Below are 13,783 nucleotides of genomic sequence, written 5' to 3'. Positions count from 1 at the left end.
ATTGCCTTTTGTAGCCTGCAGGTCTTGATATAGGGGTTGGGGCAGGGCACAGTGGGGGTTTTAAGCCCAATAGCTATAAATACCCGAGTGTCTTGGTCTTGGATCGCAGCACCCTCAGGCTGAGCCAGCACAGAGTCGAGCACCTGTTCAAGGTATCAGCCCAGGTCAGCAACGCCTACTTACTCACCCAGGTGCCGTGGAAGCTGGGGGGTACGACGCTGGGCAGCTCCAAGCGGCAAACTGGCCCTTTCTCCAGGTCGTGCCCCTCGTAAACCCACACCTCGCTGCAGTGCTGATGCCCGTTGTAGACCACAGTCAGCACCCAGGGCTGCTTGGGGTTGGCGGCGTTTTCCACCGGGATCGGTTCTGAGGGGTAGCAGCCAGGGCCAGCATCGGCAACGGTGAGGCCAGTTTTAGGGTCGAAGCGGGCGATCGCGCCAAACAGCTCCCCCGGCGGCGTGTCCGCTGTGGCGTGCATATTCATAAAGGTGACGGCCTCGTTGTCTTGCCCCAGGGCCACGGGCAGCTCACAGTTGCGATCGACCAGGCAGTGCTGGTCGATAATTCTCGCAGTTTTGGGGTCAATGCGGTACTGCCAAAGCTGTGCCTCAGATTCGGCAGTCACGGTTCCAGAGGCAACTTCTTTAAAAAATTGGTTACTGGCAAAGTCGGGGTAGCGTACTACGTCAAACACAACCGAGCCGTCAAAATCTAAATAGCTGTGGCCAAAGTGCCACTGGTACCAGGGGTCGGTGGCCTCCAGGGCGATCGCCTCCAGACTGTCAGCATCCACCACAATGATCTGAGTGCCCTGCTGAGGCTGCCATTGGAGTGCATCGCTAAAGCTGCTAAGGCCAAATAGCGCTGGCAGCGGGCTAAGGCGCACGGGCGACACGCAAAACACCAGGTAGCGATCGGCCAGCACACAATCGTGAATCAGCGGAATGCCGCTGAGGGGAATGGTGCCGGTTTTCTCCACGGCTCCGGCAGCACTGAGGCGGTAGAGCTTAAGGGTAGCGTTGCCCCCTGGCACCAGGCCAAAGCTGAAGATTTTACCCGTGCGGGGATGGCGTTTGGGGTGGGCCGTAAACGTGTCGCTGGGCTTGAGTCCGGCCAGGTCATCTAGCCCTAGGGTCTCCAGAGTTTCGAGATCTAATCGGTGGGGCAGGCCACCCTCCCACAGCGCCAGTAGACGGTCGGGTAGGGCCAGCACCGAGGTATTGGCGGCATTCTTAATTTGAATCTGCCAACGCTGCCAGATGGAGACGGGCGGCAGGGTACCGTAGCCCCGATACAGACACTGTTCAGCCTCTTCTTCCTCCACAAACCCGGCGGAGCGCACATAGCGATAGTTGGCCACGGCAGTAGCTCCATCAAACTGCACCCGCAGCACCGCCCCATCGCCATCAAACCAGTGGCCAAACTGGGTACCGCCGCGCTCTAGCCGAGCTGGGCCATTGCGATAAAGAGTGCCGCGCAGGTCGGTGGGTAACTCGCCTTCTAGGACAGTCAGAGGAGTAGTGGCAAATTCTTTAGCGGGGTGGGCGATCGCGGCAGCCCACATTGCCGTAGGTGCCGCTGAGGGTTGCGCTTTAGGTGGTGCCGAAGGGGCCATAGCTTAGAGAGAATGTCAGTACTCTCTTCATTGTGAACCAGTTAAGAAGACCAGGGGAAACAAACACTGCTTTGGGCACACCATCCAGGCCCCTTCGACTCCGCTCAGGGACCAACCCTTCGACTTTGCTCAGGGAACGACCCCTCATCTCCCCATTCATCCATCTACTACCACACAGGCCCCACCCCGCCGCCCGTCGCCCACCCCCGACAACGCGCCATCTGGGCCAACCGCGACTGCATGGACGCCGCCAAAAAACATATTGTGGTTCTGCCACCAGGTGCATTCGTCGTCACAGGGAATGCCCAAAGATTCAATCTTCTCCCGGTTGTAGCCGGGTTCCAGGTGCAGCGCCCCCCGCTCCCAGTGCAGACGGGGGGCATTCACAGCAGTTTCAATATCCATGCCAAAGTCGAGCACGTTTGACACCACCTGTAAAATGGCGGTGCGAATGCGGTTAGACCCGCCCGAACCCAGCACGACGTGGGGTTTGCCGTCTTTGAGCACAATGGTGGGGGCCATCATCGACGACATGCGCTGATTGAGCGGCCACTGGTGAAAGCCCTGGGGACTGAGGTCTTCTTCGCCCAGCATGTTGTTCATCATGATGCCGGTGCCAGGGACGATATAGGCCGAGCCTTCGCCGTTGGAGGTGGTGAGGCTGGCAGCATTGCCCTCACCATCGATCGCGCTGACATGAGTAGTGCTGCCCCACCGATTGCCGCCCTGACTGAGGGTGGCCCGAAGCTGATCTAGATAGGGAGCTAAGTGGGCGGGGTTAAGAAATTCTTCCGCAATGTCGGCACGGTAGAGGTGGTCGTCGTAGCCTTGCTGGCGGGCCAGGTTGGTTAAACCCATGACTTCTCGAAGAACCGCTACGTGGCGGGGGCTGCTGTGGGCGGTACAGGCTGGCGATACCTGCCCCAGCAGGTGCAGCGCAAAAGCAATCAGCGTGCCGCCAGAACTGGGGGGCGGGTTGGTCAGAATGGTGTCGTTGCCATAGGCCACGCTTAGGGGTTCGCGCTCGATCACCCGGTAGGTTTGCAGATCTTCCAGGCTCAGGTAACCGCCGTTGGCCTGGGAGTCTTGGGCGATCGCATGGGCCAGATCGCCCTGGTAAAACCAGTCGCCCCCGTGGCGCACCAGGTTGCCTAGAAAGGCGGCAAAGTCGGGCAGATAGAGGCGATCGCCCGCCTTCAGCAAGTCGCCCTGCGGCGCATAGATCGCCCTAGCGGCAGCGGTGGCGGTGAGAATAGGCGCTAGAATCTCAAAACTGTAGGCCCGAAAGGCATCGACTTCAAAGCCTTGAATAGCCCAGTGCTGGGCCGGGGCCACCACCTGCTCTAGGGGCAATCGGCCTAGCTTTTGGTGAACGTGCAGCAGCCCAGCGATCGCCCCCGGCACCGCCATCGACCCCAGTCCAATGTGAAACTCCTGCACGGTGTCGCCAAAGTTGGCGTGGATGGGGTAGAAATCGAGCGATCGCCCTGTGCCCCTCGATCGCGGCGTTTGGCAGAAAAAATCAAATAGCCGATTCTCGCCCGCCGCCGTGTGGGCCAGCAAAAAACCGCCCCCCGCTAGCGAGGTCAACGATGATTCCACCACGCAGGAGGCAAAGGCAGCGGCGATCGCTGCATCAAAAGCATTGCCCCCCTGGCGCAGCATCTCGGCCCCAGCTTCGGCAGTAAGGGCATGACCCGCTGCAACAGCACCCCGGTTAGGCTTAAGACTACTCATAGCTGGTTAGTATACCGCTGGCTGTATGGGAACACGGCGAAGAGAAACTGGGTTTCTGCGCCTGTGACCTAAGGCAAGTTACCTGCCGCTAAAATTTGCTCTACTATCAGCACCAGCTCTGGAAATGTAGGCGATACCAAGGACTGATCCCCCACAAATACGGTTTCGTCGTAAAGCCCTTCGTTAAAGACCAGCACCGTCACCTTAGATTCTAGTGGGTCAACAATCCAGTATTCGGGAATTTCTAAAGCAGCGTATTCGGTGCGCTTGTAGCGGTAGTCGCGGGTAACAGAGTCGGGGCTGACGACTTCTATCACTAGCAGGGGAGATGTTGAAAAAACAACCGATCTACCTTTGAGTTCCTGAGCCTGATCGAGTGTGACCACAGACACATCGGTGATTCGGGACTTTCGCAGTCCGGTCCTTACGCCTGACTCACGAAAACATAGCCAAGGACACTGAAGTCTCTTGATTTCAGTATCTAGCGCTTGTTCTAGAAATTTGGCGATGAGAAAATGCTCCATGATGGGTGGCGGCATTTTAACCAAGTCCCCATCTACTAGTTCGTAGCGATTCTCGGTGCCATCATCGTAGGCAATATAGTCTTCAAAAGTAAGGAGAGTTTTTGTGGTGGAGAGTGTCATGAAGTTGCTCTGCTTTCTCTCATTGTGCTACAGGTTTGAAAGGGTCAAAGGCTGCTGAGATTGGCATTAGCTCCAGTCTTCGCGGCCTCGATTCAATCCTTTGTAAACGTCGCCCTGCTGATGAATGGCGCGAGTTTTATCAAACAGTTCGCTTTCGGTGAGCTGCCAGCGGGTGAGGGCTTTTTTGAGGTCGGTTTGAATATCGCGGGCACCGGGAAACCCGTCGTAGCGAATCATCAGCCGGGCCAGCTCGACCAGGTTCAAATCGGTGGCTTCGCCCGCCAGAAGCTGGCTCACCACCTGGCGATCGGTCTTGTACTGGGGGTGCTGCTGGTCTTTGGTAATGTCTGCCATGGCGATCGCTTAATGACTGAGAACCCGAACATCAGAGGTCGTTGCCACCTTCTCAGGCACGGCCGCCGCTTCAATTAGCCCGCCGCCCAGCACTCGATCGCCGTCGTACCAGACAGCGGCCTGGCCTGGGGTAACGCCAAACTGCGGCTCGTCGAAGACAATTTTTACCCGGTCACCCGTCCCAGGCTCAGCCGTCAAAGGAATCAGCGTTGCCCCCACCGCCCCGCTGCGGTAGCGAATCTGTACCGAGACTTTCATGGGTTCGTGGGGCGCGGCGATCGAGACCCAGTTCACCCGCTGCACGGTGCAGTCAGGCCAGTGCGCATCGCTGCGATCGGCCACAATGACGTGGTTTTTGCCCATGTCAAAGCCCACCACATACAGCGGGTTGGGCGCGGCAATGCCCAGGCCCTTACGTTGGCCAATAGTGTAGTGGTGAATGCCGGTGTGCTGACCTAGAATGCGGCCTTCGGGATCGACAATGTCACCGGGCTTGGGAGCCAGGTATTTGTCTAAAAAGGTCTGCATCGAGCCGTGGTGCTCGATCAAACACAGGTCTTGGCTGTCGGGCTTAGCGGCGGTGTGCAGCCCCAACTCGGTGGCGATGCGGCGAGTCTCGACCTTAGTCTGGTGGCCCAGGGGAAAGTCGCAGGCGGCCAGCAGATCCTGGGTGAGGTCGTAGAGAAAATAGGACTGATCTTTAGCCGGATCAACGGCACGACGCAGCTCGTAGCGGCCCGTTTCAGAGTTTTGGGTAATGCGGGCGTAGTGGCCGGTAGCGATGCGATCGCATCCTAGTTCTTCCCGTGCGTACTGCAACATCGGCCCAAACTTCACCGCCCGGTTGCACTGAGAGCAGGGCAGGGGCGTAATGCCGCTGCCGTAGCCTTCGACTAAGTAGTTAATGATTTCCCGCTCAAACACCTCGCGGCTATCGACCACGTGGTACGGAATGCCCAGGTCATCGCAGAGCTTAGCGGCATCGACCATGCCCTCAGAGCAGCACTGCCCCTTGCCCTTCATCAGCCACAGGGTAAGGCCCACCACGTCGTACCCCTGCTGGTGCAGGGTCGCCGCCGCTACCGAACTGTCTACACCGCCGGAGAGCCCGACTACAATCCTTTCCATGGCTACATACTGTGGCTAAGTGCTGTATCTAAACCGCTGTCGAGAGTTGAACGCGCGATCGCATCTCTGAAATCACAGAAAACTTAAGTCCTAATGACAGAGACTTGATCCAGTGTCCCATTCTAGCTCACGGGTTCCAGCTCTAGACCGTCAGCGGCACCGCTTCAATCAGCGGGCAAATATCCCCCGGCTGCGGGCGAGGGTGCGACTCGGCCCAGCGATCGCGATACTGCTCCAAATCGGCCTTAAACGCCATCATTTGCTGAATCTGGGTTTCTAGCTGCTGAATCTTGTCTTGCAGCAGCGATCGCACAAACCCACAGGGCACATCCCCCCGCTGGTGCACGTTGAGCACATCCCCCACATCCTCAAGCGAAAACCCCAGCGCCTGGGCTTTCTTAATAAACTGCACCTGATGCACGGCCTCAGGCGAATAGTAGCGGTAGCCGTTGTCGCCCCTCTCAGAGCTGAGCAAACCCAGGCTTTCGTAGTAGCGCAGCGCCCCCACCGCAACCCCAGTTTGCTTGGCCACATCGCCAATTTTGAGACCTGTTGCCACAGCCATAATTAGTCTCCACCATGGACATCTCTAGTCTAAACCCTCTAGTTTGCTACAGAGTCTAGTCTCCTGCCGTCCCACCTGCTGATTCACCCACTCCTCAGTCTCCTCGCCCTTACCGTATTCCTAAGTTTCATGCTGCGGCCAGCGTTGGCGCATGGGCCTGGGCACCCTAGGTTTAGCAGTCTGTAGGGTTGGCCAATGCTGACATCATCGCCCCATCAACTTTTTATGTTTAGCGGCAAGGGTGGCGTGGGCAAAACCACGCTTTCCTGTAGTTTTGCCCGGCAGTTGGCCCAGCAGCGTCCCACCGAGACCGTGCTGCTGCTCTCTACCGACCCAGCCCACTCCCTGGGGGATGTGCTGCTTGTCGCCGTCGATAATACCCCTGCCCCCCTCCCCGACCGGCCCAACCTCCAGGTGCGCGCCCTCGATGCGGTGGCTTTGCTGGAGCAGTTCCGGGCCGACTACGGCACCGTGCTGGAACTGCTGGTCGAGCGGGGCAGCTTTGTCGAGGGCAATGACCTCAGCCCGGTGTGGGATATGGGCTGGCCCGGCCTGGATGAACTGATGGCGCTGCTGGAAATTCAGCGGATTTTGCGCGATCGCGAGGCCGATCGCGTCGTTGTCGATATGGCCCCCAGCGGCCACACCCTCAGCCTTTTTGCCCTGATGGATTTTATGGATACGCTGCTGGAGGCGCTGGGCCAGTTTCAGCAAAAGCACCGCACCCTGACCGAAACTCTGGCCGGTCGCTACACCCCCGACGAGGCCGATACTTTTATTGCCGACATGCGCCACGACCTGGAGCAGGGGCGAGGGCTGATTCAAGATAGCGATCGCGCCACCTGCTGGGTGGTAGGCATCCCTGAACCTATGAGCTGGGCCGAGAGCGATCGCTTTATTGCAGCCTTAAAACGATTGGGCGTTCCCCTCGGCGGCCTGGTGATTAATCGGGTAATGCAGGAAAGCGGTCAGATCTTCGACACCCACTGCCGGGTACTGGCCGAATTTGCGACGATTGCCCAGGGGCAGCCGGTGCTGTGGGTACCGGCCCAACCCAATGAGCCGGTGGGAGCCGCTGCTCTCGATGGGTTAATGCCTCAGGTCAAACGGTTCGATCTAGAGACGGCTGGGGCAGAACCGGCTGTTGACAATGCCCCGGTGCACCAGTGGCCTACACCAATTCCGCCGGGTATAGAAGACTTAGTGACGGCGGGACGACGGCTGATTGTGGTGGGTGGTAAAGGCGGCGTGGGCAAAACGACTGTGTCGGCGGCGCTGAGTTGGGGGTTGGCCGAGCGCCACCCTGAAGCTAATCTGCGAGTCATGTCCATCGATCCGGCCCATTCTCTGGGTGATGCCTTTGGCCAGTCCCTCAGCCACGAACCCACCCTGCTACGACCCAATCTCCAGGCCCAGGAGGTCAGCGCCGAGGTGGTGCTCGACCAGTTTCGCGCCGACTACCTGTGGGATTTGGCCGACATGATGGCGGGCGATAGCGAGATTGCTGGTGGCATTCAGCTTGCCTACGGCCCCGAGGCCTGGCGGCAAATCGTGGCCCAGGCCCTGCCCGGTATCGATGAAATGCTCTCGCTGATTACCGTGATGGATTTGCTGGAGCGCAACGAACAGCAGCTGATCGTGCTCGATACCGCCCCCACCGGCCATCTGCTGCGGTTCCTGGAGATGCCCACCGCCCTAGGCGACTGGCTGGGCTGGATCTTTAAGCTGTGGATTAAATACAAAGATGTGGTGGGGCGAGTCGAGTTTATGGGTCGTCTGCGCACCCTGCGCCAGCGGGTACTGGTCGCCCAGGAAAAACTCAAAGACCCCCAGCACACCGAATTTATTGGCGTAGTGCAAAACCAATCGGCTATTTTAGCCGAGGCCAGTCGACTTACCCACACCCTCAGCGATCGCGGCATTGCCCAGCGCTACATCGTCCACAACCGCTATCAAACGGGGTTTGACCTGCCCACTGAGCTATTTCCGCACCAGTGCGTGGTACGCCTGGCAGACTTGGCCCCAGCCCCCCAGCCCTTTGACCAGGTTAAGCAGGCGGCCCACCTGCTGCTGGAGTAGTCCTCTATCGCTCACGGGTAGTCTGCTCCGCCTGGTTGGGCGATCGCAAGGGGCCATTTAGACTGGCACGCTAAGTTGGTACCAAACTAGAAAATTTCTGTCGGGTTAAAGCCTAGTTGGGGGAATGCTGTATTCAGCTTAAGAGCAGGTTGGGCGGGCAATCCGCCGAAGAAACCCGAGCCGAAATAGATTCTTATTTCCGACACGGACTTTCTAAAAACCTGAACTATACTAATTTCACGTCTACCAAGCCCTTCGACACCGCAAGAGGAGTCAACCGTGACAAATCATAAGATTTTGGTCATCGACGATAGCCGGGTCATCCGCATGCGGGTGCGCGACATGCTGCCCCAGGGCAATTTTGAGGTCGTGGAGGCCCAAGACGGTGTCGAGGGCATGGATGCAATTCGCAGCCAGCGCCCCAACCTGATCATGCTCGACTTTTTGCTGCCCCGTATGAGCGGCTGGGAAGTGTTCCAAGAAATTCAGGCCAATCCTGACTTGCAGCACATTCCTCTAGTACTGATGTCGGGCCGCAAAGAGGAAGTCACTGAAAAAATGACTGAGCCCTTTGAGTACTTTGAGTTCATTCAAAAGCCCTTCGAGCAAAAAGAACTGATCGAGGCGATCAAAGCGGCGATGGTCAAGGCCCGTAAGCCGCGCCGCACCGCCGCACCCGCTGCCGCTGCTGCATCGGCACCTGCCGGTACTGGAGGGGGCGATGTCAGCGCTGCCGAATTCCAGGCGCTCCAGGCTCAGGTGAAGCAGCTTCAGGGCGAGGTGGCGATGCTCAAGGGACAGCTCGGTAAGATGGTGGCCTTCATCAAGCAAAAGCTGAAGTAGGGACAAACGGCCGTTTGCTCCGACCCAAATTCATGCCTCAATTCAGCAATGCCAATGGCCATTGGGGCGATCGCATCGCAACCATCCCCATCCTTAACGCCATATCACCACTAGCGGGGTTCAACAGCCCCGCTTTTTGCTGAGGAGTGGGCCGCGCTACCGTCTTCGTAACCGTGATCTGAACCATCCAGCCCCGTAAAAGCCTGCTGCGGCACCCCAATGGCGATACCCGCTTTGTCAAAGGCAATGCGCAGGCGGCGACGAAACTCGCGGGCTACTAAAAACTGCTTCAGGGGTCGAGTGCGAATCCAGATCAAGATGGTAAGGCCCGCGTGGGTCATCGCATCTATGCCCAGCATTTCGACTGGGTTGAGAATGGCGTACTGCCACTCGGGGTCGCTAGCCATGGCGTTGGCTGTTTCGTGTACCACCCCCAGGGCCTCGTCAACGTTGGTGCCGTAGGCCACGTCAATTTTGACATTGGCTCGCGACCAGCTGCGGCTGAGGTTTTCGACCTGGGCAATCAGGCTGTTGGGTAAGGTGACCAGGCGACCGTCTTCGCCGCGAATTTGAGTAATCCGCAGGTTGAGATTTTCGACAATGCCGGTGGTAGTGCCGGTGGTGACTAAATCGCCAATGGCGTACTGGTCTTCTAGCAAAATTAAAAAGCCGTTGACCACGTCTTTGACCAGGCTTTGGGCCGCAAAGGAAATGGCTAGAGCGGCCACGGCCCCAAAGGCTAGCAAGGAGGCGGGCGCAATTCGTAACGTTTGCAGCACCAGTAGGGTAGCCAGAGCATAAATTACAGCTGTTTTGAGGCCCTTGAGTGCCCCAGTAATGGTAGAAAGGCGCATCGATTTGCGCTGCATTTCATCGAGATTACCTAGCTCATTTTTGCCCCAGGCCTGGGCTACTCGCTCAATGGCCAGGTTAGCCAAGCGATTGAGCAGGCCCGTCAAAAACCAGGTCAGCAGCAGCAGTACCGGAATGGAGAACAACCCAAAGGCATAGCTCCGGGTTTGGGGAAAAATATAGAGCCCGCTGGCAAGGCCTGCAACCCACACGAAGGCAATGCCCCAAAACATCAGCCAGCGTAGAAAGGCAACTACCTGCAGCCGCTGTTCTAGGGTGATTTGGTAGCGAAATAGGTACTGTAGCTGCTGCGCCGGAAATTCGTCGTCGGGGGGAACCGATAGGCCCGCCTGGGCAGTTTGCTTGCGCTCAAGGAAGCTCTTGCGCCAGCCTAACGCCTGCCAAATACCTGTTAGCAGTAGGGTAAGCAAGATGCCAGCCAGTAAGATCCAGAGGGTTTTGCGAATTTGTTGCTGCCGAGCTTCGGGTAAACGACCGGTTATCGCCCGACGAAGCGCCTCGCGCAGCACTTCTTGCCAGCGCTCAGCCAGGTCCATTTGCGATACGCCGTTGTACTGAGCATCGGTATCGGTAATGGTGAGCAACACTCGGGGTTCGGCCAGCCCAGCCCCCACCGCAAAGAGTACTGGCTGGCCCCTAATGGTTTCAATGGTGACATCGAGGGATGAGCTATCGACAGCCTCATTGCTATAGATCAGATCTAAAGCTCGGTTAACGACCTGGCTGAGATTGGTCTCGATTTGGCGGGCACGCACCTCGACAGGCACTTCAGCGCCAGCTTCGTTACGGTTAAACACCACTGGTGAGGCAATATCAAACAGAGAAATGCCGTCGAGGGAAACCGATGTGACTTCGATTAGGCCAATGCGCTCTACGCCAGCTGGCGGTAAGTTATTGTTGCCTGGGTTGAAGGGGTTGGAAAATTGGGCCACAGCTAAGCTTCCCCAGCTTAGGGCGATTAAAAGCCCTAGCCCCAGAGCCAGGAGCGATCGCATCCAGCGTCTTAGCTGGCAACGTTTGGCGGTGGATAGAGGTGATGTGAACATGGCTTAGGCGCGATCGCAACAGCTAGAGGTAACAGCGACCCTGAATTGATCTAGCATTTTGACGGCTGGATAGGTTATACCGTTCGACGGTTCATCATAAGCGGGTTCGTGGGGCTTTACTCAACCATTTTGATGGGTTGACTAGCGCCAATGGGCACAACTACAGACTGAAGAGTAGCCCCAAAGCTTGTCCCAGACGCTGCCCCAAAGATTATCCCAGACATTGCCCCAGAGGAATATTGCTGTGAAACGTGCGCTAATTACCGGTATCTCGGGCCAGGATGGATCCTACCTGGCGGAGCTGTTACTGGCTAAGGGCTACGACGTCCATGGGCTGGTGCGGCGGGCCTCGATCGAAGACGCCTCTCGACAGTTAGCCAAACTTGGCCCGCTCCAGGAACAAATTACCTTTCACCCGGCGGCGCTAGAAAACGAGCTATCGCTCTACAAGCTAATTGCCAAGGTTAAGCCCGACGAATGCTACCATCTCGCCGCCTCTAGCTTTGTCAGCTATTCCTTTGAGGAAGAGTCTTCAATTTTAACCACCAACTTCAGCGGCACCCACTTTCTGCTGGCCTCCCTCAAAGAAGCCGTCCCAGACTGCCGCTTTTTCTTTGCCGGGTCGAGCGAAATGTTTGGCACCGTAGACGCCGCCCCTCAAAATGAGGCTACTCCCTTCAACCCCCGCTCAATCTACGGCATTTCTAAACTGGCTAGTCACCACCTGGTGCGCAACTACCGGAACCAGTACGGGCTGTTTGCCTGCACCGGCATTCTTTACAACCACGAGTCGCCCCGGCGTGACTTTAAGTTTGTGACTCGCAAAATTACGGCCCAGGCCGCCCGCATCAAAATGGGCCTAGACGACACCCTTTACCTGGGCAACCTAGACGCACTGCGCGACTGGGGCTACGCCCCCGACTATGTGCAGGGGATTTGGCAAATGCTGCAGCACGACGTGCCCGACGATTACGTGATTGCCTCGGGGGTAAACCACTCGGTACAGGAGTTTGTCAACTGCGCCTTTAGCCACCTGGGGCTAGACTACCGAGCCTACGTCAAAGTTGATCCCCGTTTCTACCGCCCGGCGGAAGAGGTGCCGCTGCGGGGTGATGCCTCAAAAATTCGCCAGATCCTGGGCTGGCAGCCTACGAAGCCCTTTGAAGCCATTGTGGCCGAAATGGTAGACCACGACTTGAGTCTACTGACTTAGCCCTGGGGCCAAAAATGGCCTAGAAAAACCAGCCGTAGCTGTGCAGCCCCTTGCCGAGAATGTTTACCCCCAGGTAGCACACCCAGACCACCACAAAGCCAGCGGCGGCCAGAATCGCTGGGCGACGCCCCTGCCAGCCCTTAGTAATACGGGCGTGCAGATAGGCCGCAAACACCAGCCAGGTAATCAACGCCCAGGTTTCTTTGGGGTCCCAGCTCCAGTAGGAGCCCCAGGCTTCGTTGGCCCACACAGCCCCGGCGATGATGCCGATGGTGAGCAGCGGAAAGCCCAGGCCAATCATGCGGTAGCTGATGTTGTCGAGGGTATCGGCCAGGGTAAGCCGCTGGGGCGAAAGCTTGACGGCGGTGGCCGCAGACGACTTTTCGAGTACGGCGGTACCGCCAGCGGAAGCCGATAGGGCCTGGGGTCGGTCTGCTGCAGCTACGGCATCAGCTGCGGCCCGGTAAAGTTTAACGTTGCGAAAGCCGCCGGTACCCACGGAGCTACCCTTCAGCTCGACCGCTTGACCCCGAGTTACGAGCAAAAATGCGATCGCCAGCAGCGCCCCCACCAGCAGCGCCGCGTAGCTGAGCAGCATCACGCTGACATGCATCATTAACCAGTTGGACTTAAGGGCAGGCACCAGCGGCTCTGACCCCTGCATGGTGTCCGGTAGCGACAGGGTGGCAAAGGCCGAAATCGCCATGGCAATGGGCGCGGTAACGGCCCCCACCAGCGGGCTGCGGCTCATGCGCTCGGCTACCAGGTGCATGGCGGTAATCCCCCAGGCCAGAGCAAACAGCGACTCGTAGAGGTTGCTCATGGGAAAGTAGCCCCCCTCGATCCAGCGGGCGGCTAGTAGGGCGGCGATGGTGAGATTGCCCACGGCGATCGCCCCAGTGCCCAGCGACGGCAGCAGCGTCGCGCGCGGAAAGGCCACGCCGCACCAGTAGAGCAACATCGCCATAAACAGCACCGCAAAGGATGCATTGTCGAGCCAGCCCTGGAGCGCAATCAAATCCATAGGGTTTAGGAAAGGATGGGTCTTCTCCTATCCTACCGACTTTTGTGGTTTGAATTGCAGTGGCAACAATACTGTAGCTACAGGCCAACCTGAGTTTAATTGGGACTATTCCTGACTATTCGCTAGCGGCCTATTCGCTGGTAGCGGGGGGAGCTGCTTCAGGGGCAGGAGTCACTTCAGGGGCGGAGGGTTCTGTAGGAGCGGCATCAGTTAAGGGCAAGTCGCCGGGGCGATCGCCCCGCTTCAGAATGGCCATCATGTCGTAGCGCACCTGGCGATCGCTGAGTACCGTCGCCGTTACCCCAATCGCCTCGATCGCCTCAGATCCCAGCAACCCCTGCTGAGGTAAGGGCGGCAGCAGCAGGTTGTTCTCCGCCTCGCTCAGGGCCTCTAGGTTGGCAAAGAAATGGCCATTGTTGGGGCGCGGGGCTTCTCCAGTGGTGGCCTGGAACAGATTATTTTCAGCCAGCCTACGACTTGGCGAGGGAGCTACCAAATCCGCTATTCCCTGACCTACAGTGAAGAAGGCGATATCGCCCTCCAGCCAGCCGTGGGCCATCACCAACGAGTCGAAGGGGGCCGTCCAGCGGGTGACGGGCACGCCGCCCATATCCACCGTATCGACCGCAAAGCGGTAGCGGCTTTCCATCACGGCATCGAGC

At 58.1% G+C, this 13,783-nt stretch carries 12 protein-coding genes; 3 read left to right on the top strand and 9 right to left on the bottom strand.

The features are described from left to right. Nucleotides 1-175: 175 nt before the first annotated feature. The 6 genes from IQ273_RS09130 to IQ273_RS09105 all read right to left on the bottom strand — a co-directional run bounded on the left by IQ273_RS09130 (nucleotide 176) and on the right by IQ273_RS09105 (nucleotide 6,043). A complete protein-coding gene (locus IQ273_RS09130) occupies nucleotides 176-1,615 on the bottom strand; it encodes a carotenoid oxygenase family protein (protein WP_194022861.1) in 1,440 nt (479 codons plus the stop codon). 156 nt (nucleotides 1,616-1,771) lie between these two features. After that, a complete protein-coding gene (ggt, locus tag IQ273_RS09125; RefSeq protein WP_194022860.1) occupies nucleotides 1,772-3,352 on the bottom strand; it encodes a gamma-glutamyltransferase in 1,581 nt (526 codons plus the stop codon). A 68-nt stretch (nucleotides 3,353-3,420) separates the two neighbouring features. Continuing rightward, nucleotides 3,421-3,996, bottom strand: coding sequence for a Uma2 family endonuclease (locus tag IQ273_RS09120; protein WP_194022859.1), 576 nt, complete (start codon nucleotides 3,994-3,996; stop codon nucleotides 3,421-3,423). 66 nt (nucleotides 3,997-4,062) lie between these two features. Then, nucleotides 4,063-4,350 (bottom strand): DUF3288 family protein, encoded by a 288-nt coding sequence (locus IQ273_RS09115; RefSeq protein WP_194022858.1) that lies wholly within the window; start codon nucleotides 4,348-4,350, stop codon nucleotides 4,063-4,065. Nucleotides 4,351-4,359: 9 nt separating this feature from the next. Further along, on the bottom strand, nucleotides 4,360-5,478 hold the full coding sequence (gene mnmA / locus IQ273_RS09110; RefSeq protein WP_194022857.1) for a tRNA 2-thiouridine(34) synthase MnmA: 1,119 nt from the start codon (nucleotides 5,476-5,478) through the stop codon (nucleotides 4,360-4,362). A 142-nt stretch (nucleotides 5,479-5,620) separates the two neighbouring features. Then, on the bottom strand, nucleotides 5,621-6,043 hold the full coding sequence (locus IQ273_RS09105) for a heavy metal-responsive transcriptional regulator (RefSeq protein WP_194022856.1): 423 nt from the start codon (nucleotides 6,041-6,043) through the stop codon (nucleotides 5,621-5,623). A 195-nt stretch (nucleotides 6,044-6,238) separates the two neighbouring features. Between IQ273_RS09105 and IQ273_RS09100 the strand changes: the two genes are divergently transcribed. Together IQ273_RS09100 and IQ273_RS09095 are read left to right on the top strand one after the other, a co-directional pair. Further along, on the top strand, nucleotides 6,239-8,122 hold the full coding sequence (locus IQ273_RS09100) for an ArsA family ATPase (protein WP_228052617.1): 1,884 nt from the start codon (nucleotides 6,239-6,241) through the stop codon (nucleotides 8,120-8,122). A 279-nt stretch (nucleotides 8,123-8,401) separates the two neighbouring features. Next, nucleotides 8,402-8,965 carry a response regulator gene (locus IQ273_RS09095; RefSeq protein ID WP_194022855.1) on the top strand — a complete coding sequence of 188 codons (564 nt, stop codon included), beginning with the start codon at nucleotides 8,402-8,404 and terminating at the stop codon, nucleotides 8,963-8,965. 110 nt (nucleotides 8,966-9,075) lie between these two features. Here IQ273_RS09095 and IQ273_RS09090 read toward each other — a convergent pair whose 3' ends face one another. Continuing rightward, nucleotides 9,076-10,884, bottom strand: coding sequence for a mechanosensitive ion channel family protein (locus IQ273_RS09090; RefSeq protein WP_194022854.1), 1,809 nt, complete (start codon nucleotides 10,882-10,884; stop codon nucleotides 9,076-9,078). 244 nt (nucleotides 10,885-11,128) lie between these two features. Here IQ273_RS09090 and IQ273_RS09085 point away from each other — a divergent pair, with 244 nt between their 5' ends. Next, nucleotides 11,129-12,097, top strand: a complete 969-nt coding sequence (locus tag IQ273_RS09085) for a GDP-mannose 4,6-dehydratase (protein ID WP_194022853.1) — start codon at nucleotides 11,129-11,131, stop codon at nucleotides 12,095-12,097. Nucleotides 12,098-12,116: 19 nt separating this feature from the next. Here the strand turns inward: IQ273_RS09085 and ccsB are convergent, their stop codons facing one another. Both ccsB and IQ273_RS09075 read right to left on the bottom strand, forming a co-directional pair. Next, nucleotides 12,117-13,121, bottom strand: coding sequence for a c-type cytochrome biogenesis protein CcsB (gene ccsB / locus IQ273_RS09080; RefSeq protein ID WP_194022852.1), 1,005 nt, complete (start codon nucleotides 13,119-13,121; stop codon nucleotides 12,117-12,119). A 130-nt stretch (nucleotides 13,122-13,251) separates the two neighbouring features. Next, nucleotides 13,252-13,783 (bottom strand): DUF3352 domain-containing protein (locus tag IQ273_RS09075; protein WP_194022851.1); only part of this gene is annotated, 532 nt, incomplete at its 5' end.

The organism is Nodosilinea sp. LEGE 07298 (assembly GCF_015207265.1).
GTDB lineage: Bacteria > Cyanobacteriota > Cyanobacteriia > Phormidesmidales > Phormidesmidaceae > Nodosilinea.
The sequence above is the reverse complement of the archived record's forward strand: the minus strand, read 5'-3'. Positions and strand labels throughout refer to the sequence as shown.